The organism is Aureispira sp. CCB-E (assembly GCF_031326345.1).
Classification (GTDB): domain Bacteria; phylum Bacteroidota; class Bacteroidia; order Chitinophagales; family Saprospiraceae; genus Aureispira.
This window is the reverse complement of the sequence record NZ_CP133671.1, coordinates 859358-884107: the sequence shown is the minus strand read 5'-3', so window position 1 is coordinate 884107 and position 24750 is coordinate 859358. Positions and strand designations below refer to the sequence as shown.

At 36.8% G+C, this 24750-nt stretch carries 10 protein-coding genes; 5 read left to right on the top strand and 5 right to left on the bottom strand.

Annotated elements, in window-relative coordinates; translation table 11 throughout:
* Positions 1–94 precede the first annotated feature (94 nt).
* From QP953_RS03425 to QP953_RS03415, 3 genes are all read right to left on the bottom strand, one after another.
* Positions 95–4657 carry an alpha-2-macroglobulin family protein gene (locus QP953_RS03425; RefSeq protein ID WP_309553971.1) on the bottom strand — a complete coding sequence of 1521 codons (4563 nt, stop codon included), beginning with the start codon at positions 4655–4657 and terminating at the stop codon, positions 95–97.
* 336 nt (positions 4658–4993) lie between these two features.
* Entirely contained in the window at positions 4994–6502 is a 1509-nt protein-coding gene (locus tag QP953_RS03420) for an SUMF1/EgtB/PvdO family nonheme iron enzyme (protein ID WP_052598502.1), read from the bottom strand.
* Between the two features lie 61 nt (positions 6503–6563).
* Positions 6564–7571 (bottom strand): type IX secretion system membrane protein PorP/SprF, encoded by a 1008-nt coding sequence (locus QP953_RS03415; protein ID WP_052598503.1) that lies wholly within the window; start codon positions 7569–7571, stop codon positions 6564–6566.
* A gap of 1053 nt (positions 7572–8624) precedes the next feature.
* Between QP953_RS03415 and porU (QP953_RS03410) the strand changes: the two genes are divergently transcribed.
* The 5 genes from porU (QP953_RS03410) to QP953_RS03390 all read left to right on the top strand — a co-directional run bounded on the left by porU (QP953_RS03410) (position 8625) and on the right by QP953_RS03390 (position 20448).
* A complete protein-coding gene (gene porU / locus QP953_RS03410; RefSeq protein WP_309553970.1) occupies positions 8625–12515 on the top strand; it encodes a type IX secretion system sortase PorU in 3891 nt (1296 codons plus the stop codon).
* A 608-nt stretch (positions 12516–13123) separates the two neighbouring features.
* Positions 13124–17014, top strand: a complete 3891-nt coding sequence (gene porU / locus QP953_RS03405; protein WP_309553968.1) for a type IX secretion system sortase PorU — start codon at positions 13124–13126, stop codon at positions 17012–17014.
* A gap of 352 nt (positions 17015–17366) precedes the next feature.
* On the top strand, positions 17367–18716 hold the full coding sequence (gene porV, locus QP953_RS03400) for a type IX secretion system outer membrane channel protein PorV (protein ID WP_309553966.1): 1350 nt from the start codon (positions 17367–17369) through the stop codon (positions 18714–18716).
* Positions 18717–19118: 402 nt separating this feature from the next.
* Positions 19119–19736, top strand: a complete 618-nt coding sequence (locus QP953_RS03395; RefSeq protein WP_309553965.1) for a hypothetical protein — start codon at positions 19119–19121, stop codon at positions 19734–19736.
* 88 nt (positions 19737–19824) lie between these two features.
* Positions 19825–20448 carry a hypothetical protein gene (locus QP953_RS03390; RefSeq protein WP_309553964.1) on the top strand — a complete coding sequence of 208 codons (624 nt, stop codon included), beginning with the start codon at positions 19825–19827 and terminating at the stop codon, positions 20446–20448.
* Between the two features lie 57 nt (positions 20449–20505).
* Here QP953_RS03390 and gldN read toward each other — a convergent pair whose 3' ends face one another.
* Together gldN and QP953_RS03380 are read right to left on the bottom strand one after the other, a co-directional pair.
* Positions 20506–21396 (bottom strand): gliding motility protein GldN, encoded by an 891-nt coding sequence (gldN, locus tag QP953_RS03385; protein ID WP_052598015.1) that lies wholly within the window; start codon positions 21394–21396, stop codon positions 20506–20508.
* Positions 21397–21854: 458 nt separating this feature from the next.
* Positions 21855–24539 carry a transglycosylase domain-containing protein gene (locus QP953_RS03380; RefSeq protein WP_052598014.1) on the bottom strand — a complete coding sequence of 895 codons (2685 nt, stop codon included), beginning with the start codon at positions 24537–24539 and terminating at the stop codon, positions 21855–21857.
* Positions 24540–24750: the final 211 nt, after the last annotated feature.

The window sequence follows — 24750 nt, the reverse complement described above, 5'->3', positions numbered from 1 at the left end:
TTTACTACAAATATACTAATTCTAGGAATAAAAAACAAATTGTTTCAAAAATAAATTCTAAACAAGATGTTGAAATTGAAGTTTTTTTATCGCTTTATTGGATAATCATCCGCTTGGGCTTCGCCCAAACCTTATCCTCATTAGTGTAGTACAAAAATGCCGAAGAAGCAGGGGCTTCATAAGTTCCTGGGACATCTGCTTTCAAATCAAGCTGTATCGTTTTGGTTTGATTGGGCTCTAATTGTTCGTAATGAAAGACAGCATATCCATCAAATAATTCATAATAATCGACGATCTTCTTTTCTTGTAATTCTTTTAACTGCCAAGGCTGTAAACTCAAACCAGCAGGAATCCCAACCATCGCCATCGCCATTGGTTGCCCTTTAGCACTAGTATTAGACAATGTTGTTGTTAACCGAATGGTTTCTCCCATTTTAACCTCGTTTTTAGGCAATGTAGTATGCAAGGACAATGGACAATTGGGAGAATTTTGAGGCAAACGAGTTGTGTAAGTAACTTCTAAATCCCAAGGCATTGCTACTTTAGTTCCTTTGTATTCAACAACAATATTTTGCTTTCCATCTTTTAAGAATTCACCTAGATTAGGAATCAAAACCTCACTTTGGTCCTCCGTGTAAGCAACTGTAGCTACTTGTTGCCCATCTATAGACACAACAAGTTCTCCTGGTTCGGCGGCTTTCTTACTATTTTTGGCATACTCTAACATTGCTTTTAATGCCAAAACTGTCCCTTGGGTAGAACCATATCCATAGTAATTTTTTCCACTCTGAATTGCTTTTATAGCCTCTTGTACAGCCTTGTCATACCCCTGAGCTTGCAACATTGCTAAAACCGCTAGGCTAGACGTTTCGATCATCAAAGACTGTCCTGTTGAATTGGTTACTGAACTAGTTAAGCCGACAAAACGACCATCTTTCTGCTGCAACTTGGCGAGTTCTTTTACAAGCGTTGTTGCTCGCTTATCCTTTGCCTTAAATAAAGCATTTGCCACCAAAGCCATCATGTAAGGATCCTCACTTTTCACAGCATCCTTATACGATTTGTCCAGTTCTTTGGTTATTTTATCAGAATATCCTGCTTCTGCTACTGCCCAAACAATATACGCATCGGTAACTTCAGCTACCGCCCAACTATGTAGTGCCTGTTGATTTTTGTTCCAGCTCCCTTTTCCATCCTTTCTGCTCAACAGCCATTTTGCGGTTCGATCAATCAATTCTTTGTCAACATCGTAAACTCGTTTCATGTCAACAAACTCCATCAAACCATATGCCGATAAAGCTTCATGCCCAGGGTCTCTTCCCCACCAATCAAAACCTCCTGAAGGCGACTCATAACCTACCAAACGCTTGTATCCTGCATCAAGATACTCCATCGCTTGTTTTTCTATTTGAGGCAAAGACATTCCTGTTTCTCGTAAATAATCCAATACTAATAAATTCGGATAATTAGAGCTAGAAGTCTGCTCAAAACAACCATGGGGCATTCTCAACATATTTTCCATTCCTTTCATAACTTCATCCAAAGTATTGGGATATGCTTGCAATTTGGCAACTAGAGAACCTTCTAATTGTTCCTGAATTGTCAACGAAAACTCTTGGCGCATTTTGTCACCTGTAACTACCTCATGCACAGGAAAGCCTCTTGGTCGAGCATTAATTGTCGTCAATAATTGATCTTTTAAACCTTCTGCTTCAAATCCAAGCAACAAATCTCCTTCTGCAACTTTGTCTAAAACCAAACACTTTAAAGCTATTTTTTTGCTTCCTTCTGCTGTTACATGAATAGTCGTAGGAGCTTTTTCTAGCAGTTGAATATGAGTAGGCAGTGTGATGCTCAAATTTCCTTTAAGCGCTATTGATCTGTTGTTTGTTAACGTTAATGGAATGGTAATTTGATCTCCAGTCAACACCTCTTTAGGTACTTTTGTCAACATTTCAAATGGTAGTTGTGTGAAGTATGTATAACTCGTACGACCAAGTCCTCCGTTATCTCCAAACCCTTCGATTGTCACTCTAAACTGCGTAATGGCATCATTGTTATAAAAAGTTATCTGTGCTTTGCCATCGGCTCCCACTCTAACACTGGGGTTCCAATATACCGTTGATCGAAAATCTGTCCGCACTGTAGAAACTGATTCTTTTTCATACGTCACTACTGGAAACTCTCGAACACGCTGATAACGTGTCCCTGTAATTTGAGGTGCCCAATATCCTTCCAATTCATTTTTTTTCATTTCCAAATCCTCTAATACCAAATCTTCTTTATCAAGTACCAACTCCCCTATTATAAGCCCTTCTACATCTTCATCTATCAATGCAACATCATCCATTGGGGCAGGTTCTGGCTCTGGCAAAGGCTCTGCTACTCCATCAAACATAACAACTTCTTCAAATTCCTCTACCGCTTCAGGAGCATCAAATACTCTCACCACACCACCTCTATTAACAGCCGTAGCCCTAGTCGCAACAATTAAAGCTTCATCCAACATTACATTAACAACATTCTCTCCTTCTTTTAGAATAATATTTTCAGCACGATAACCAGCTCCATATACTTGCAAAGCTGTTATATTGTTAGGGATGGTTAAAGAAAAGACGCCCTTTCCATTCGTTTTGGTTGCTGTTATTCCCGAAGCCCGCACTTCCGCATTTGCAATTACCTTATTATCACTATTTTTAACAACTCCAGTAATAACTCTTTTTTTGTATACTTGTAGAGTGAGGTCATTATTATAATCCAAAACGCTTGTCAATACAGGATAATAAATATCAGACTTTGTCTGAAGATTAACCGATTCAAACAACTTCCAATTGTTGATAGAAAATCGACCATTTTGATCGGTTACTGCTACCACATCTTTTCCCATTAACTCGACAGCTATGCCAGACACTGGCTCTCTCTTTTCATTTAACACAGTCCCCCCTATTCTAGCTAATTCACCAGTTTGAGTTGGTGCTTGATAACTTTCTGCTATAATTTCTTTCCAAGCAAATTTTCTCCACCCTTGTGTCATCATTAAGTGGTCTAATGCTTTTTTTCGATCAATATTAGGCTTTAAACGCGTTGCATCTTTTTCGTCATCAAAATAAAAATTAGGTTCAACAACCTCGCCCTTTAAATCCGACTCCAACAACATATAAGACAACAAATGCCCTTGTTTATCATCAGCAAAAGTCAACAACTTATCATCTACTACTGCCAAGGAAAAGTCTCCAGATACAGGTTGTCCCAATTCATTAGTTACCTTTAGGCTCATTTCTACTTTTTCTCTCGGAAGGTATTTCTCTTTGTTGGTAATAACTTCTACATTCAATTGTTTATTAGGATTCACAAAAATCAATCGCTCTGCTCTAGCTATTTTGTCACTACTAAACAAGGTAACTTGGGCAATTCCTACAGGAAAATTAGTTGTTGGAATAGAAAGTGTGTTCAAGCCTTTTTGGGCAGCAACTACTTTAGAATACTGAACCTCATGGCGACTTTGAACCACAACATAGAGTTCTTCTTCTTTAGAACTGATTACCCCTAAATTGATATGTTTTGGGTCAGACGTCACGGCTTTTAAAGCATAGCCTTCGTCTAAGGCAACGGGAAGAGGATACTCTTTTGTTATAAAAGCAGGGCTTGTAATTTTGGCAGTATACTGTTGTCCTTTTTGTGCCGTCATCTCAAACTGTCCCATTCCTTGATGGTAACTATCAAATGTTGTGACGATTCTTCCTTCTTGATCAACAATATGTCCTTCTACATCTGCAGGTTTACCAAACTCATCAAGTGCTTTAAAGCCAACTCCACAATTCATACCTGTGATTAAATCCCCCCCTTCTGGATAAAATGCTAAATCAATATTCCCCAGCACAATAGGAATGCTTCTAGCTATGGACTCAGTTTGACCTTTGTATTGAATCATTACATTCAACAAACCGTCATTGGTAGCCAGTTTTTGAGGCAAATTAAATTTGAGGTAAGCACGACCTACATTATTGGTCTTTCCTTTTCCTGCTTTTATTCTTTTGCCTTCCAAATTAACAACATAATCAAAGGCATGTCCTACCAATGCTTTCTTTGTTAGCGTATTCAAATCTAACGTTGCGATTACAGCAGCTCCTACACCGTATGCTTTTTTATCAAAATTAAGCTTCATATTAAGGTTGGGCAATACAGATTTTTGGACAGTGATATCCCGTTCAAAAAAAGCGTTTGTATTCTTCTGCCATTGTGTATAGGCTTTGATGGTATACAAACCACCTTTTAAACTTGCGGCCAAATCAAAAGCACCACCTACCTGTCCTTCTTGGGCAATCAGCGTTAAGGTTTGTTCTACACTTCCTTTAGGACTCAGTAATTCTACATACACTACTTCACTTTTATCACTTGCCTGAAACGTACGAGCATCTCTAACATACGCTGTAAACCAAATTGATTCTCCTGGTTCATAAAAAGTTTTATCAAATTGCAGATAAACTTTGTCCTCTGCCATTTGCTCTTGATAAAGCGCTAACTTTTCTACCAAGTTTTTTAGAAATGGATGATTGGATAATATATTGGGTTGGTTATAAATAGCACTTGCTAAGCCAATGCCCAACATCATAAAAATTAAAAAGGAAATAGCTATTTTTTGTGTTGTCGATTTCATAATTATAAGACTGGAATAAAAGAATAAGTTGGTGATCAAGTTTTCACTCTTTGGGTTTTCTAAGACCTCATCCAACCTAGACGAGCAACGACTAGTCTATATAATAAGGTCTGGTTGAATTGGCTTATAACTTAGAAGATGCAGCCTTGCTTTTTTTTGGTGTTTGGGGTACGAATTTTATTATCATTGAGCCCATAAGAAACTTCCTAATAATTCCCCCTACTAAAGCGATAATAATTATAAAATAGTTATAAAACGCAATTAATAAAAACAAAAAGCCGCCTCAATTAAATTGAGGCGGCTTCAAGTCACTAAAAAATTTAGCTTATATTAATTCTAGTATCTTCTCTTAGTTTTGCGTTTTGTAGTTTTAAACTGGTTACCACCTGGCATTCCATTACCTTTTGGAGAACCTGTACGAGTCATCGCACAACGGAAACCTAAATAAGCAGAAGATTTATCTTCTTCTAAGAAACGTCTAGTACCAGGAGACATCCAGTAAGCTCTGTCGTTCCAAGCACCACCTTTATAAACACGTGCTTTGTCAGAAACTAAACTGTGTTTTCCGTACTCATATGTTGCTTCAGACTGAGCATCACCATCCAAGTGATTGATTACATTAGAGAATTGGAAGTTTCTTCTATTTGCAATTTCATCTGCATCCAATTCTTTGTATTTCAAACGCCCAGGAGCAATAGAATCATCATCCAATTGAGGCTTGCCATCTGCATCTAACTCTATTTCCATAAATACATTACCACGATAAGGATTCAAATCTTGCGTTTCAACATCTCTTAAAGTAGTACTAGTCATTGGACGGTAAACATCTTGTACCCATTCGTTTACGTTACCAGCCATATTGTATAGACCATAATCGTTTGGCACATAAGAACGAACAGGAGCTGTGATTGATGCATTATCATTCAAGGCACCAGCCATACCCATGTAATCACCACGTCCACGCTTAAAGTTAGCCACAATCATCCCTTGGTATCTACCATGTTGAGGATAACGTACTGTAGTTCCATCCCAAGGGTAGATTCTACGGTCAGAGATACGCTCATCTCTAGCATATGCTTGATTTCCTACTAAAGCCAAAGCAGCATATTCCCACTCTGCTTCCGAAGGCAAACGGTAGTCGGGTAGAATAATACCATCTTCAAATCTTACGCTTCTTTCTTCACCAGTAGAAGGACTTACCATTGGCTTGTCTCCTGGATCAGCTTCATAAACACCTGCTAAGTAAGATTCTGTCACAAAATTGTTAGCTCCTTGTTGACCTTCCATGTCTCCAGCAATTTTACCATCTCTGATAAGAATCATTTCGTTGACACGGTCTGTTCTCCATTTACAATATTCTTGTGCTTGCAACCAAGTAACCCCTACCAAAGGATAATCCATATAAGCAGGGTGGCGCAAATATGTTTCAACATAAGGTTCGTTATAAGACAATTCTTCTAACCATACCAATGTATCTGGCAATGCTTTTCTATGTAATTGAGGCATTGAAGAATGCACTCGTTGTAACCAATATAAGTATTCTAAGTAAGCAATATTAGAAACTTCTGTTTCGTCCATATAAAAAGAAGATACCGTTACACGACGAGGAATACCACGATAATCCTTCATCACATCTTCTTCTGTTTGTCCCATATTGAAGGTACCACCTTCAATAAAAACGAGGTTTGGACCTGTTTCCTGCCCTTGATAGTCAATGGGTTTTTCAAAACCACCCCATTCTGGAGAGTTGTATACCCACCCTGTTGTGTTTGAACGTTCTTCTTTTTTACAAGAAGACATTGCTACCAACATACCAAGCAGTCCAAATAAAAATATTTTCTTCATTACGAGCTAAGATTTTTTATGATCTAAATAAAAGGCTAACAAATTTAGTAAAATTTTTAAATTACCTAAATATTTCTAGGCAATCATTATATCTATTTCGGTGTTTTCGTTTTTTATTTTCAAAGTTGAGAGTCAAAGAGATTTCATGTGCTCCTCCCGATTCAGCTCCTAGTTTGGATACGGTCAAATCATAACTATATCCCAATTTAAAAACACCCTTCTGAATACCAACCATAAATATAACGGCATCAGCATTGGTAAAAGTATGTCGAAACCAAATTCCTCCCAAAAATATTCCGTACCGAGCGTATGTACCAATATTCAGTTGATGAAAGGATCTTTGCTTAACAAATAATACATTTGGAGATAAAAACGCTTGTTTTCCCAATTTATTGCGTTTGGTTAGACGAATTTCGCTTCCCGCATGTATGCTATAGCGCAAGGGCAATTCATCCGATCCATCTTGAGATGCTCCCAAAAAACTTTCCCTAGGTGTTGTCAAGTGTTTTACAGAGACCCCAGCATAAAAATAAGGCGTGTTGACCAATAAACCCGTTCCCAAATCAAAATAGTTGAGACTTGAACTACCTTGAGCTTCATTGGTAGGATTTGGGTTTCCATTCATATCCACCGTTCCTGTTGCAACATTCAACTGATCTAAAAAGACCAATTTGTTCCAAGCCAATCTAGAATTCACAAAATTTCCTTCTAAACCAGCACGAATATAGAATTTTTTTGAAAAGCGAATGTCATATGCATAAAATAACCCGATACGATAGGTTGCATAGATACCTCCACCAGCTATATCTGCCTCTACTAATGCCCCAAAACCACTATTGATTTTAGAAGCATAATGACTGATAGATACAGCATAAGTAGAATAAGCATTAGGAATATTAGGCCACTGATTTCTATAATTTAGGGTGATGACAGGTGCTTCTACCAAGCCAGTCATAGCTGGATTTAACTGCATTGGTGCTGCAAAAAATTGACTGTAAACAGGATCTTGTGCTGATATTTTTGTACCAATCAACAACAATCCTAAAAGTACAAAAAATCTATATCTCATAACATTTTATTTGATAGATGGGTAATTGATGACGATTCTAGCTGATTTCGAACCATTTCATAAGCATACAAAACCGAAAGTCTTTTGGTTGTCTATAGCATCAATTATTTTAAATTCTCTAAAAGAATTTAAATTCGACCCTCTTTTAACGGTGATAAAAGTACACTTATTTTTAAGCTTATGTACGAAATCAAAATTATTATTCCACTTTTATATAGTTGGTGTCTCCAACTCTACTAAGATTGTATACTATAATAATACTCTTATAACTATGTAATGGATGACCACCACCACTAAAAGTTTTTAATGATGTGTGACGGCTTAAAGGTGTTTAAGCCAAAAGGCGGGAACGTATTGCCTATAAATATAAAGGATCTACTTGATAATGTCAAATTAAGGAATTGAACAATTCTATTATTTTTTCTACTACATCCCTCTACATTTTTGATTTTCTTACGTTTTAATCAGTAGTAGTTCGCTCATTCACTTCCTTCTAGCAAGAAGTTACGTAGCTCTTTAACTGAAAGGTAACAGCCTCTTTTATTCGATGAGCGTTGTTATTCTCTTGGGTTATGAGCCAACAACTTGGGGACACTGCTGCTACATAGTTTACGCAAACTAATGTTAATTCATTACTCCGTTGAAAAATCGTATTAGTTTGATTATCAGCAAGATGCATTTTTACTAATCTTTACACTAAAAGACTGGTAATCAAACTAATACAAGATGCTTTTTTACGTTTTTCGTAGAAAAACTAAAAAATCAACGGAGTATTATTAATTGATACTTTATAATTTTTTTCACCAATGTAATTTTGTATCCAAACACCTAAACAACACTAAACCAATACACCTGTATAATTTTTGTCATTTATCAAAGTCTTTATGCAACCGCTCTTGTCTCCTAAACTTGAGTTTTTGTCTTCTCCCAAAATAGCCTCTCCTACACTATTCACAAGACAGATGGTTGCCAAGCAAGCACTTTGCAATATCAATTATATTTCTGATCGCAAATCCTATCACTGCTAGATCATCATTCTAAAAAAAGAACGCTATGCTTAACTCTTTTTTCAAAGCATCTCTACTAACATTGCTTGTTAGTACAAGCTCCTATGCACAAACCACCACAGAAAGCATCACCATTAATTGGCAAGAACAACCTAGGACATACCAATTGCCCGATGGAAACACCTTACATTATCTTTATTTTGAAAAGGCAAATTACAATGGAACAGATGCACGTCTTCCTATCTTCTCTAAACAAATTCGTTTGAATAGTTATGGTGATTTGACCGCAAGATTGGTCAATGAACAATACTCACCTTTGACTAATACTTCTGAATTAGATTTATCTGATATTGATGCTATTAACATTGAAACTGCCGTTAGTTTTGACCGAAAAAAACCTGTTGGTGTTGTTTATTTTACGCCCATTCGCAAAAATCCTACAACAGGACAATATGAAAAACTAGTCCACGCTGATTTACAAGTTAGTCTCACTCCAAAAACAGCCCCTAGTAGCTTGTCTAATAGTCGTAACTTTACCAATACTTCTAAATTATCGGATGGTCTAATTTACAAAATTGCCGTTACTAGTACTGGAATACAAAAATTGGATTACGACTTCTTAAAAAGTTTGGGGGTTGATGTTGATAATATTGATCCTAGAAAAATTCAAATTCTGGGCAATGGAGGCAACAAACTTCAAGAAAGAATGGATCTGCCGATTGCCGACGACCTGATCGAAAATAGAATCTTTGTAGCTGGTGAAGCGGATGGAAGTTTTGACCAAAACGATTACATTCTATTCTATGGTCTTGGTACTAAAAACTGGTCGTACAACAGCAATCTTACTTGTGGCAACTTCAAACACAGCACCAATCCATACACTGATGAAAGTTATTACTTTATCAAAATTAGCAGTGCTAATGGACTTAGAATATCCAACCGAACATCTATTGCCAATACAGCTTATACAACGAATAGCTACGATGCTTTGGCACACCACGAATTGGATGAAATCAACTTGATGGAACAAGAGTTTGCACTCCCTCCTTCGGGTAGAGAATGGTATGGTGAATCGTTTAGAACATTGAACAATAGAACAAGAAATTTTAACTTTCAATTCTCGAATCGAATCGAAAGCGAGCCTGTCACCATCCAATCCGACTTAGCAGTACGAGTATTTACGCCTGGTACAGCGACTCTTAAAGCGAATGGTAATTTGATTGGCAATCCAATCAATACCCCTAGCACTACCGTTTACATCTACTCTGATTATGCTAGGCGATTAACTTTCCCTTGTAGTGCTAACATTTTGTCTGGGCAAAACGTCAATCTCGAAATTAGTTTGGCACACAATAGTACAGCGGCTGAGATGTGGCTCAATTATTTATCGCTACAAGCTCGCTGTCAACTTCGTTTCACCAATGGACAAATGCCCTTTAGAGATAGTCGTTCTTTGAGTCAAGGAAATGCCACCTATCAACTTAGCAATGCCAATAATGTCACCATTTGGGACGTCACAGATCCTAGCAATGTTTTCATTCAAGAATATGCTGGTTCTGGCAACATCTCCTTTGGAGCAGATGCCAATGTTCTTAGAGAATTTGTTGCTTTTGACAACAACCAATTTTATGTCCCTATTGATAGAGGAACGGTTGCCAACCAAAATTTGCATGGCATTACCACTCCTCCTGATGCTGTTTTTGTTGTGCATTCTTCTTTGAGAGCCGAAGCAGATCGCTTAGCAGCTCATCGTCGCAACCACGACAATATTACCGTGGATGTTATCAATGTCGAGGATATTTACAATGAATTTGCTTCGGGAGCACCTGACGTGACGGCCATTCGTGATTTTTGTAGAATGCTTTACCTACGCTCTACTCCTAGCTATGAATTTACCCATTTGTTGCTGTTTGGTATTGGTTCTTTTGACTACAAATCGTTGGGCGACAGCAGAACACCTAGTAACAACCCAAACTTGATTCCTGTTTATGAGACTCAAGAATCCCTGCACCCAATCAGAACATACACTTCTGACGATTATTTTGCACTACTAGATGATAACGAACGAATGACAAACTTTGGTTTGTTGGATATTGCTGTGGGTCGATTGCCAGCTGCTAATATTGCTGAAGCGAGAACATTGGTCAACAAAATTATCAATTATGAAACCAATCCTGATGCTTTTAAAGACTGGAAAAATAGACTTTGTTTTGTAGCAGATGATGAAGATGGCAATGCCTATTTTAGAGATGCACAATATACGGCTCAAATTAGTGAAGCACAAAACAATAATTACAACATTGAAAAAGTATATTTAGATGCTTTTCAACAAGTGAGCACTGCTGGTGGCGAACGATATCCCGATGCCCAAAATGCATTGTTAGATATTTTGTTCAAAGGTGCTTTTATTGTCAACTATTTTGGACATGGAGGGGATGACGGTTGGTCACAAGAGCGTGTCTTTACAAGTAGTAATATCAATGCTCTAACCAATGTTGATAAATTGCCATTATTTATTACAGCAACTTGCTCTTTTAGTCCTCATGATAATCCAACCACCGTTTCCGCAGGTGAATTATTGTTACTCAACCCTAATGGCGGTGCTATCTCCCTGTTTACAACTGTTCGAGTTGTTGTTGCGGATGATAATGCGACACTGGTTCAGCATACCTTTGATGTTATTTTTGATAAAAAGCCAAATGGAGAAATGCCAACAACAGGAGAAGTATTGCAATTTTCTAAAAACAATGCGGCTATTCCGTCTCCTGTAAATTCAAGGAAATATGCCTTACTAGGTGATCCGACCATGAAACTAGCCTATCCTCATCACGATGTAAGAACAATACAAATTAACAACCAAGCCATTACCAATCAAGATACCATTCATGCATTAGAGCTGGTAACCATCTCTGGAGAAATTGTCGATAACAATGGCAATAAGGTCTCTAACTTCAATGGAACTATTTATCCAACTGTTTTTGACAAACAAGATCAATTGAGGACATTAGGTAATGACAATGATAGCCATCCTGCTAATTTCTTTTTACGAAAAAAAATTATCTTCAAAGGACAAGCAAGCGTTGTTAATGGCAATTTTAGCTTTTCTTTTATGGTACCTAAAGACATCAACTACTCGTTGGGATATGGTAAAATTTCTTACTATGCCGAAAATCAATCCAATTTGGATGCTCATGGTAATTATGACGGTATTGTAGTTGGTGGATCAAACCCTAATCCTCCTGTTGACAATCAAGGACCTGAAGTTTTGGTCTATATGAATACAGAAGAATTTGCCAGAGGAGGCATCACCGATAACAACCCAAAGCTATTGGTTAAATTGTACGACGAAAATGGTATTAATACTGTAGGAAATAGTATTGGACATGATTTAACAGGAAAAATTACAACACCAAAACAGGATGAAGAATTGGAATATGTCTTAAACGATTTTTATGAATCGACCAAAGATGACTATACGAGAGGAACAATCGTTTATCCCTTAAAAGACTTAGAACCGGGCTTGCATACTGTAAAAATAAAAGCTTGGGATGTGTTTAATAATCCTGGTGAAGGTTCAACGGAGTTTGTTGTTGCAGAATCTGCGGATATGGCTTTGGCGCACGTCTTAAATTATCCCAATCCGTTTACAACTAGCACCAACTTCCAATTTGAACACAACTTGCCTTATCAAGCCTTAGAAGTTCAGGTGCAAATTTATACTGTTTCTGGAAAGTTGATAAAAACCATTGATCGTGACATTAGCGCCGAAGGCAATAACGGTTATCGTGTAGATGACATCCATTGGGATGGTTTGGACGACTACGGAGATCGCATTGGTAAAGGGGTCTATATCTACAAAATATTGGTTCAAGCTGATGGAGCAACAGATCAGGTCAAACAAAGTAGTGAATTTCAAAAGCTAGTTATTCTAAAATAAAATTTCGTTCTAATACAGGGTAAACCTATTTCACAGATTTTGCCCTGTATTTGTTCTATTTTTTGTCAAAAAAACAAATTTATTTTAATTTATACATCAACACTTTTACCTTTGTATACGTTTTAGAAATGCACGTCCTAAAAACTATTTTTTTTAGAATTTTAAATGATACACTCAACAATATCATCTATGGTATAATTTTACATTAATCAACCTTTATTTTTAGTTTGCATATTTGCATGGTTTATTAATTGGGAAAAGAATCAGGAATTTGTAATTTTTTTAAACATCCCAACTTTTTCACAAGTTTGTTTGTCCTAAGTTATAGTTCCTCTTATGTATTGATAAAAAATAAATTTTCGATACGTCATTACAATTTAACATAAGATGTTACAGTAGGTACACCTTAAATTATAAATTGCAATGGGGCAGAATATTGTTCAATCAATGAATTATTTTTTAACATTACTTAACCTTATTCTAAATAGAGTTTGATATCTTACCATATCAACTTTATACAGTACAGATTCTGTATCCTTGATCTTATATCTTTGAATATAGTAGTATATAATTATTGCTATATGAATTATTCTAAAAAACAGAACACAATGCTTCAGTCACTTTTCAAGGCATTTTTTCTAACAATTATTGTTAGTAGTAGTATATATGCTCAAACCGTTACAGAGTCTATTGACTTGAAATGGGAGGAACAACCTCGCCAATATAGATTCTCTGACGAACATACATTGCACTATATGTATTTTGAGAATGCTAGTTATGATGAATCCAAACCTCAATTTCCTATCTTCTCTAAACAAATTCGTTTGAATAGTTATGGTGATTTGACCGCAAGATTGGTCAATGAACAATACTCACCTTTGACTAATACTTCTGAATTAGATTTATCTGATATTGATGCTATTAACATTGAAACTGCCGTTAGTTTTGACCGAAAAAAACCTGTTGGTGTTGTTTATTTTACGCCCATTCGCAAAAATCCTACAACAGGACAATATGAAAAACTAGTCCACGCTGATTTACAAGTTAGTCTCACTCCAAAAACAGCCCCTAGTAGCTTGTCTAATAGTCGTAACTTTACCAATACTTCTAAATTATCGGATGGTCTAATTTACAAAATTGCCGTTACTAGTACTGGAATACAAAAATTGGATTACGACTTCTTAAAAAGTTTGGGGGTTGATGTTGATAATATTGATCCTAGAAAAATTCAAATTCTGGGCAATGGAGGCAACAAACTTCAAGAAAGAATGGATCTGCCGATTGCCGACGACCTGATCGAAAATAGAATCTTTGTAGCTGGTGAAGCGGATGGAAGTTTTGACCAAAACGATTACATTCTATTCTATGGTCTTGGTACTAAAAACTGGTCGTACAACAGCAATCTTACTTGTGGCAACTTCAAACACAGCACCAATCCATACACTGATGAAAGTTATTACTTTATCAAAATTAGCAGTGCTAATGGACTTAGAATATCCAACCGAACATCTATTGCCAATACAGCTTATACAACGAATAGCTACGATGCTTTGGCACACCACGAATTGGATGAAATCAACTTGATGGAACAAGAGTTTGCACTCCCTCCTTCGGGTAGAGAATGGTATGGTGAATCGTTTAGAACATTGAACAATAGAACAAGAAATTTTAACTTTCAATTCTCGAATCGAATCGAAAGCGAGCCTGTCACCATCCAATCCGACTTAGCAGTACGAGTATTTACGCCTGGTACAGCGACTCTTAAAGCGAATGGTAATTTGATTGGCAATCCTGTGAATACTGCGGTTACAACTGTTTATATCTACTCTGATTATGCCAAACGATTAACTTTCCCTTGTAGTGCTAACATTTTGTCTGGGCAAAACGTCAATCTCGAAATTAGTTTGGCACACAATAGCACAGCGGCTGATATGTGGCTCAATTATTTATCACTACAAGCTCGCTGTCAACTTCGTTTCACCAATGGACAAATGCCCTTTAGAGATAGTCGTTCTTTGAGTCAAGGAAATGCCACTTATCAACTTAGCAATGCCAATAATGTCACCATTTGGGACGTCACAGATCCTAGCAATGTCTTCATTCAAGAATATGCTGGTTCTGGCAACATCTCCTTTGGAGCAGATGCCAATGTTCTTAGAGAATTTGTTGCTTTTGACAACAACCAATTTTATGTCCCTGTTGATAGAGGAACGGTTGCCAACCAAAATTTGCATGGCATTACCACTCCTCCTGATGCTGTTTTTGTTGTGCATTCTTCTTTGAGAGCCGAAGCAGATCGCTTAGCAGCTCATCGTCGCAACCACGACAATATTACCGTGGATGTTATCAATGTGGAGGATATTTACAATGAATTTGCTTCGGGAGCACCTGACGTAACGGCTATTCGTGATTTTTGTAGAATGCTTTACCTACGCTCTACTCCTAGCAATGAGTTTACCCATTTGTTGCTATTTGGTATTGGTTCTTTTGACTACAAATCGTTGGGCGACAGCAGAACACCTAGCAACAACCCGAACTTGATTCCTGTCTATGAGACTCAAGAGTCCATGCACCCAATCAATACATACACTTCTGACGATTATTTTGCATTGTTGGATGAGACCGAACGAATGACAACCTTGGGTTGGTTGGATATTGCTGTGGGTCGATTGCCAGCTGCTAATATTGCTGAAGCGAGAACATTGGTCAACAAAATTATCAATTATGAAACCAATCCTGATGTTCTTAAAGATTGGAAAAATAGACTTTGTTTTGTAGCAGATGATGGGGATAATAATTTACACTTTTACGATGCCGAAGGTGTCGCTATCACCGCAGGGCAACAAGATAGTAGTTATAACATTGAAAAAGTATACCTAGATGCTTTTCAACAAGTGAGCACTTCTGGTGGCGAACGTTATCCTGATGCTAAAAATGCTCTGTTAGATATTTTGTTCAAGGGTTCTTTTATTGTCAACTATTTGGGACATGGAGGGGATGACGGTTGGACACAAGAGCGTGTCTTTACAAGTAGTGATATCAATGCTCTAACCAATGTTGATAAATTGCCATTATTTATTACAGCAACTTGCTCTTTTGGACCTCATGATGATCCAACCACCGTTTCCGCTGGTGAGTTATTGTTACTTAATCCTAATGGCGGTGCGATCTCTGTTTTAACAACTGTTCGAGTTGTTATTGCATCTCATAATGAGCGTTTGGTTAGAAATACCTTTAATGTTATTTTTGATAGAAAACCTAATGGCGAGATGCCAACAACAGGAGAAGTATTGCAGTTTTCTAAAAACAATGCGGCTATCTCTCCTCCTGTAAATTCAAGAAAATATGCTTTGTTGGGCGATCCTACCATGAAACTAGCTTATCCAAATCATGATGTAAGGACAACACAAATTAACAACCAAGCCATTACCAATCAAGATACTATTCGTGCATTAGAGTTGGTAACCATCTCTGGAGAAATTGTCGATAACAATGGCAATAAGGTCTCTAATTTCAATGGAACTATTTATCCAACTGTTTTTGACAAACAAGATCGATTGTATACGTTAGGAAATGACGTAGGAAGTTTTTCAGATGACTTTTTCTTGCGCAAGAAAATTATTTTTAAAGGACAAGCAAGCGTTGTTAATGGCAACTTTAGCTTTTCATTTGTTGTCCCCAAAGATATTAACTACTCGTTGGGATATGGTAAAATTTCTTACTATGCCGAAAATCAATCCAATTTGGATGCTCATGGTAATTATGACGGTATTGTAGTTGGTGGGTCAAACCCTAATCCTCCTGTTGACAATCAAGGACCTGAAGTTTTGGTCTATATGAATACAGAAGAATTTGCCAGAGGAGGCATCACCGATAACAACCCAAAGCTATTGGTTAAATTGTACGACGAAAATGGTATTAATACCGTAGGAAATAGTATTGGACATGATTTAACAGGAAAAATTACAACACCAAAACAGGATGAAGAATTGGAATATATCTTAAACGATTTTTATGAATCGACCAAAGATGATTATACCAAAGGAACAGCTGTTTATCCCTTAAAAGACTTAGAGCCGGGCTTGCATACTGTAAAAGTAAAAGCTTGGGATGTGTTTAATAATCCTGGTGAAGGTTCAACGGAATTTGTTGTTGCAGAATCTGCGGATATGGCTTTGGCGCACGTCTTAAATTATCCCAATCCGTTTACAACTAGCACCAACTTCCAATTTGAACACAACTTGCCTTATCAAGCCTTAGAAGTTCAGGTGCAAATTTATACTGTTTCTGGAAAGTTGATAAAAACCATTGATCGTGACATTAGCGCCGAAGGCAATAACGGTTACCGTGTAGATGACATCCATTGGGATGGTTTGGACGACTACGGAGATCGCATTGGTAAAGGAGTCTATATCTACAAAATATTGGTTCAAGCTGATGGAGCAACAGATCAGGTCAAACAAAGTAGTGAATTTCAAAAGCTAGTTATTTTAAAATAAAAGTATAAGGGTTCGGGAGCTTGATTTAGGCTTATACTAGACCAAGTTCCCATTCTTTTAAGAGAATCGTATGATTTTTGATGCAACGAGATCATGTTTATTTTTAAACCTTTTACTCTTCTAAAAAATATATAGAATCGAAGCCATAAAGTACAGTTTTATTTGTACTTTTGAGGGTAAAATCAAAAAATCCGCATATATGTAAAGAACTTTACTTCAAGGAATCATTTTTAAAGTAAAACGTCAGCAAGCTATATTCTTTTCTTGTTTACTATTGTTTTCAATAGTGGTCAACCGCACAAACCAACGAGTATTGAATTGCCTGAAAGAACGATTACAAACCAAAACAGTAATGACAAACAATAATTCTTATATGAAGATGACGATTCTAAGAAGTTGCCTTATTATCATAGCAACACTTACTCTTATTCAAACCAAAACAACAGCACAAAATACAATTGATTGCCCATTTAGTGGTGCCTCTGCGGATGGTTCAGATTGTAACAACACTATTATTACAGCCGTTCCCTTTTTAAGAATTGTGCCTGATGCACGTTTTGGAGGAATGGGGGATGTTGGAATTGCAATGCCTGCTGATGCAAACTCAATGCATTTTAATGCTTCTGCATTAACTTTTGCCCCAAAAGATTTTAGCATTTCTGCTACCTTTACACCTTGGTTGCGTGCCTTGGGTCTAAACGATGTATTTTTAGCTTATTTATCAGCTTACAAACAAGTTGATTATTTCCAAACCATAGGAGCTAGTTTGCGTTTTTTCTCTTTAGGACAAATTCAATACACTGATGACCAAGGAAATCCTTTGCAAACCGTTCGCCCTAATGAATTTGAGTTAGCAATTGCTTATTCTCGTAAATTAGGTAAAGAGTTTTCGGTAGGGTTTACCCCTAAATATATTTTCTCCAACCTTGGTACAGGTGCCGTTTCTGGTGGTCAAAACATGAGACCTGCCCATGGTTTTGCTGCTGACTTGTCGTTTACTTTCCGCAAACAAATGCAAATAGGCAAACAAAGAGAAGATTTAAAAGATCAAAAGAATGCTATTTTTACAGCAGGACTAGCTTTTTCTAATATTGGTACTAAAGTTTCTTACACACAATCAGCTAATCGTGACTATATTCCTGCTAACTTAGGTTTAGGTTTCTCTTTTGAGTATCAATTTGATAAACACAACTCGATTGTAGTGGGCTTAGACATCAACAAATTATTGGTTCCTACTCCTGTTCGTAGATTGCAATATGATGAAGATGGAAATCTTCTTACTGATTCCAATGGTGACCCTATAGAAAATCCTAATTACGATGCAACAGGAGGAAACCCTAGTGGTCCAGATGGAATCGCAGATTACAAACAACAATCCGTTCCTGCCTCTATCTTTTCTTCTTTTGGAGATGCTCCAGGGGGTGCGGGAGAAGAATTTTCAGAGTTGATGTGGTCCGTAGGTTTAGAGTATTGGTACAACAAACAATTTGCTGTTCGTTTTGGTCACTACAACGAACACAAATTCAAAGGAAATCGCAAATTCTTTACAGTTGGTTTAGGGATTCGTTATAAGATATTTAACATTAATTTCTCTTATTTAATTCCTTCTCAAGCTGGACAACGCAATCCATTAGACAATACCTTACGTTTCTCTGTAATGTTCGATTTTGGAAAAGCACCAGACAAGAAAAAAAGAAAATAATAAGTAATCGTTCAAAAAAAAATAAAATCACGTATTGATTTTAGAAAAATCATCCTGAAATAGTTCGGGATGATTTTTTTTATTTCCCTCTCTTTCTATTAGTGCTAAAAAACACTGCACATAAAAATAGCCAATAACTCACCACCTTTTATTGTTCACCTTTATTTATCTCACTTCAAAACAGGCAGCAGCGTAACTAACTACTAATCAAATAAAACTAGACTATTTTTAGACTATGTTTTATCTCTTCTGCTAAAACGTTCTTAACGAATAAAGCTTAACACCCAACGAATACTACTCCATTCGCTTCAAATAAATATTTCATAAAACAACGTGTAATGTATTCTATATTTTTATGTACTCAATACAAATAGTTATACATCACCTTAATTTGTTTACAACATGAAATATTTAATCTTCTTTTTATTGACCGCAATCCTTCTATTCGGTTGCGATGATCAATCCGATAATCTCAGTAATCGTTTTGCTACGCTCGAAAAAGAGCAACTAAAAACCTATAGTCCAGCACAAATGAGAATTATGCTATCAGAACTTCAAACGACTGAACGGCTTCCCCAATGGGTTGAGGCAGTTGTAGACTGGATTAGAGATCAATTTGGCAGAGACCAAGATCCATTCGAAAGTGGTGGCTGTAGTGGTTCTGGAGGCTGCGGTCCTTGCTCAGGTTTTTGTGATGGAAAAAATCACTTTGGAGGAACAAGTAATGGAGGCTCATCAACGCTAAGTCAAGCAGACTATCAAGCTGGTTTGCGGCTCTATAAACTTACGTTGATGCACAACCAACAAACGGGAGAAGATAGATTATTGTTTGAATTTCCTCAAGGTTCAGACTTTATCAATAGCAACAATGAACTTATCATTCCTCAAGACATTTTCTTTTCTCCCCAAATGACACAGTTATACAACAGAAATAGCATTCAGCTTAAAGCTGGTGTTTATCCATTGGTATTTAACTCTAATAACATGGGACAAACCCTTGTTGACGCAAACATTAACTAAAAAATACATCCACAATTCTTTATACATACTGGTGGGAATTCCTAAAGCTACCTAAAATAAATGCAGGATTACTCTAATTAATCAAAAAATGAAATATTTAGTATTAGTGCTCTCTATTATGCTCTTGGCATTGGTTGCCTGTAATGAAGAACAAGAAAATCTAGTCAAAGAACAGGTTGCCAATAATGAGAGAATTGAACAGCCCAAATCAGGTGATTTAAAAATTTATGACAAGGGTGAAATTCAAGAAATTTTGACTAGTCTCCATAGCAATAGTCGTGTTCCTGGGTGGTGGGAAAAAGTCAAAAAATGGGTCAAAGAACATACAGGAACTCATACCTTTCCCAATTGTCCTTATAGTTATCCATGTGGTCCTTGCCCTGGCATGTGTTTCATTAGAGGTATCTTTGATGGCGAAGATAATGGAAGCGATAACTTATCTCAAGTAGATTATCAAGCAGGTTTGCGTTTGATGGGATTATCTATCGTCGTCAATCAGCAAACAGGTCAAGAAAAACTATTATTTGAGTTTGACCAAAATTCGGAGTTTCTTTATAATGGTCATTTGTACATCACACAAGATACTCCTTTCTCCAATCAAATGCTAGGGTATTACAATAGCAATAGTATTGTTATGAAAGCAGGTATCTACCCTGTTGTATTTAATTCTACAGGCAAAGGTGAAACTCTTGTTGATGCAATTATTCAATAATTCTTATGCTAAAAACTATGAGCCAATCCTATTCTTGAGGACTGGCTCTTTTCTATATTAATAAGACCAAAGGTCATGTTCAAAATTAAATATTTCGGATTGAATCCGCTCCGATTCTAGCAATGCATTGACACCATTTTTGGTATAATCTTGAATTCTTCTGTCGTGAACATTACTCTCTTTTATAACATAAGAAGAAAATAACCGAGCTTCAAAAATATCATCCCAACTCAACCGAGCACCATCATTCATTGAGTTAAATGCTTCTGTTTTTGCAAAAGTATTGCGCAATTCTGGATAATAAGCCCAAAACATAGGTCCCGAATTTAACAAATTACCATCATCATCATAACGATTTATAATTGGAGCAATTCCCAATATTCGAACGCCTAATGTAGATGTTTCTTCGTCAAAATACCAAACTTCTTTGATACGATACTTTTTAATATCCTCCCAGTTCATTTCGTTGTTAACCACTATGATACTATCTCTAAACGTCTCTGGATCATAAATACTCACTGTATCACTAGAAGACATCAAACCTTGGATTTCTTCTTGAGTCAATGCTTGCGAAAACCGATCATCCCATGTATTATAAAGTGTAATATCACCTTCCTTTGCCGCATCCATAATGGTCGTAATTAAAGGACCATGAGGACTCACAAAAACATGATTCATTTTTTCTCTTGTATCAACTTCTCTCCAAATTCGTTTTTCCCAAAATACATCTTTCTCATGAATATAATCATAGGGTAAAGGCATTTTTTCTTTGTGTAAATAACGATCGTAAAAGCCATCTCTAGGCTTTTTACAGTTGTTACCATCCTTCTCATTAGATACTACACGTACCCCTGCTTCTGTCATATAAGTATTTTGAGCATTTAGAGTACCTATAAATACCAATAAACTGGTTGCAATAATTCCTGTTATTTTTGTGCTTGCGTTCATTTTATACAGCTTTTATTCTTGAATTGAAATATTGGTTGGGGATAAAACATACTTTTGTTTTAGTCAATTGTAGTGGATAATCCCCAATAGTTTTCTAGTGTAAAAATGTACGAATAAGCATCCATTTAAAAATTACAGCAATCACACCTTTTAGGTGTTTATTTCTTCTTGAAACGCCCTTATTTTTCAATTTATTATAATTCACAAAAAAAAATAACAGTTCATTAACTGTTATCCCTCTTTGTTGCTACATACGATTTACTGCGTGAGCGCTTTGCTTTTAGTTAGCTGCACTACTACTAGATAGTACTCATTTTAAGAGCTTCGTTTCATAAGTTCGCTTAGCTAGCTCAGCAGACAAAAAAAGTCGACAACAAACCTCTGTTCGCTATCGACTTCTTTATAGATTGAATGGCATTATTTTACTTTACAGTAACTTCCCTTCAGAATATTTTGCATCAATAATCTTCGTCTATACCATAAATATCGGTATTGGTAGCATCACTTGCTTTATCAGGCTCGCCATTACTACCATCTGCAAACTGATTGTATTTCAAACAATCCATTTCTCGCTCAATGATCTCAGGAATAGGAAAACGAGATTTATAATCATAAACCTTATCCGCACGCAAAGAAGTATCTGCTTCCATGTTTAGCAAGATATTTTGGAAAATTGGTCGAGCCATTTTGGCACCTTGTCCATATCTTAGGCTTCTAAATCGGATGAACCGATCGTCACAACCAACCCATGTTCCAACCACTAAATCAGGAGTAATTCCCAAAAACCACCCATCTGCTTGGAAGTTAGTTGTTCCCGTTTTTCCACCATAAGAAGATTTCACCCCTCTCAAACGTCCACTTTGGATCTTTTGTAACATTTCATTCATTACATATGCCCCTTGTTCAGACAAAATAGATTCCGAACGCTGATCTTGTCCTGCGGAGTAGATCAAGTTACCATTTTTATCTTCGATTCGATCAATAAAAATAGGCTCTGTATATGTTCCTTTATTAGCAAAAATAGTATAGCCTCCTGCCATTTCAAAAGGCGACAAATTAGGCGTTCCCAAACAAATAGCAGCTGAGGCAGGCACACGCCCATCAGAGGTATCAATTCCGACATCAGCTAAGAAATTTCGGAATGGTTCGGGTCCCTTTAGCTCCTTCATTAAATAAGCAGAAACGGAGTTTAAAGAGCGATTCAATGCTTCCGTCAAAGTAATTTCATCGCCACTATAACCGCCAGCATTCTTAGGTGTCCAATCTGTCAATAACCCAAACTGCCCCTCTCCTTTCGAAATTGTCGTTGGTTGATCCCATACTTTAAAGCAAGGAGAATAGCCTTTTAAATCTACCGTCAAAGCATATAGAAAAGGCTTGATCGTCGATCCTACTTGACGAGCAGCTTGTTCTTTGTTCACATGGTCAAATTGAAAGTATTTGTGGCTAATTCCACCAACCCAAGCACGAACAGCACCAGAGACAGGTTCTACGGCAATCATTCCAGTCTGAAGGTGCATTCTATGATAACGGATAGAATCGAAAGGACTCATCAAAGTATCTTTTTCTCCTTTTTTGTTGTAAGCAAAAACCAGCATTTGAACAGGCTTTTTCATGTAATCCATGATCGCTTTATGCTGCTTCTGTAGAGAGTCAATAGCTTTGGTAGACAACACTTCTCTATACGTTTGAGCTTGATCTTCTGTAATAAATCCTGTTTCTTCCCATTTTTTCAACAAAGCTTTTCCATCTACTTTCGGAGAATAGCGATTTTTTTGCTTTGGGTTTTTCTCGTATTCTACAATTTGAAACAATCGATCAATATCAATATCTCTTAATTTTCTACGAACAGCTGTCGGCATTAATTTTTCTCGGACTCTTTGGTAACGATCGGTATTCCAAACTTGCTTTGCTAGGCTCAATCGACGCAATTCCATTTCTGCATCTGTATTTTGAGAAGTCTTGCGTGTCCAAGGATTCTTAATTTTAGAGCTAATTTTTGGATCAGGATGATTCCAATCTGACCAAGCTTCGAACAAATGTTTCTGATGTTCTTTTAAATGGTCTCTCACTGCTTTTTCGGCATGCACCTGAACCCTAGAATCAATCGTTGTATAAATTTTAAGACCATCTCTGTAAATATCGTAGGGTGTTCCATCTGGTTTTTGAAACTGAGGGTTATCCTTGGCTAATTGCACCAATAATCCTTTCAAATGATCTCTCAAGTACATTCTAAAGTAGGTTGCGATACCATCGTTGTGATCTTTAACCTGAAATTTGGACATATCCACTGGTTGCTTGCGCAATTCGTGATATCGAGCTTCTGTAATATGCCCTTTGATTTGCATATTTTTTAAAACTTGCTCTCGGCCTTTTGTAGCTCTTTCTGGATATTTTCTTGGATTGTATAACGATGGGTTTTTTAACATTCTCACCAACATAGCCGCCTCTGTAATCGTTAAATCGCGCGGATGTTTATCGTAATAAATCTCTGAAGCCGATTTAATTCCATTAGCACCATATAAGAAATCAAACTCATTAAAATAAAGCGCTATAATTTCCTGTTTGGTATAAGAACGTTCCAAACGAACGGCCGTCAACCATTCTTTTAATTTGGTAGAGACCAACAACCAAGAGCGTTTGACAAATCCTTTGTTCTTGGTATTGGGGCGCCCTACCAGTAGCTTAGCAAGTTGTTGAGAAATTGTACTTCCTCCCCCTGCATTACGCTGTTGTAGAATCAATGTTTTTACAAATACACGCGCCAATGCTTCAGCATCAATACCCGAGTGCTCTAAATAACGGGCATCTTCTGTAGCAATCAATGCATTAATCAAATGCGGCGACAAACTATCGTATTCTACAGGAGTACGGTTTTCAATATAGTATTTACCAAGAACCACATTATCAGAAGAATAAATATTAGAAGCAATCCTACTCCTTGGATTTTCCAACTCCTCGAAAGAAGGTAAATCAAAAGAAAGCATGACAAAAATTCCAATAGCGATAAAAATTCCTAAGGCATACAAACGCCACATCCATTTGATAAAACGCTTATACTTCGCAACTCTATCTTCTCTACCATCCAACTGAGCTCCATTAGAGCTGGATGACTCTTGTGCATCCTCTATATATTTAGGCATAACAGATTATTTTTTGGTGGCTCTTTTCAATAAATCAAAAAAGAGTACAAATTTCTAGTGACTGATATCTTTTCTTCAACAACAAAAAATTAGTAGACGGTTAAATGATTATTTGTCAAAATTTTATCAAGATTATAACCAATGACTGACACCTTTACTATGTTTTGTATTAAACTTTTGATGATCAATTTTACAGTCCTTACAAAGTACT

Coding starts and splice junctions, on each gene's coding strand:
- QP953_RS03425 (WP_309553971.1), bottom strand. CDS start 4,657: ATGAAATCGACAACACAAAAAATAGCTATTTCCTTTTTAATTTTTATG.
- QP953_RS03420 (WP_052598502.1), bottom strand. CDS start 6,502: ATGAAGAAAATATTTTTATTTGGACTGCTTGGTATGTTGGTAGCAATG.
- QP953_RS03415 (WP_052598503.1), bottom strand. CDS start 7,571: ATGAGATATAGATTTTTTGTACTTTTAGGATTGTTGTTGATTGGTACA.
- porU (WP_309553970.1), top strand. CDS start 8,625: ATGCTTAACTCTTTTTTCAAAGCATCTCTACTAACATTGCTTGTTAGT.
- porU (WP_309553968.1), top strand. CDS start 13,124: ATGCTTCAGTCACTTTTCAAGGCATTTTTTCTAACAATTATTGTTAGT.
- porV (WP_309553966.1), top strand. CDS start 17,367: ATGACAAACAATAATTCTTATATGAAGATGACGATTCTAAGAAGTTGC.
- QP953_RS03395 (WP_309553965.1), top strand. CDS start 19,119: ATGAAATATTTAATCTTCTTTTTATTGACCGCAATCCTTCTATTCGGT.
- QP953_RS03390 (WP_309553964.1), top strand. CDS start 19,825: ATGAAATATTTAGTATTAGTGCTCTCTATTATGCTCTTGGCATTGGTT.
- gldN (WP_052598015.1), bottom strand. CDS start 21,396: ATGAACGCAAGCACAAAAATAACAGGAATTATTGCAACCAGTTTATTG.
- QP953_RS03380 (WP_052598014.1), bottom strand. CDS start 24,539: ATGCCTAAATATATAGAGGATGCACAAGAGTCATCCAGCTCTAATGGA.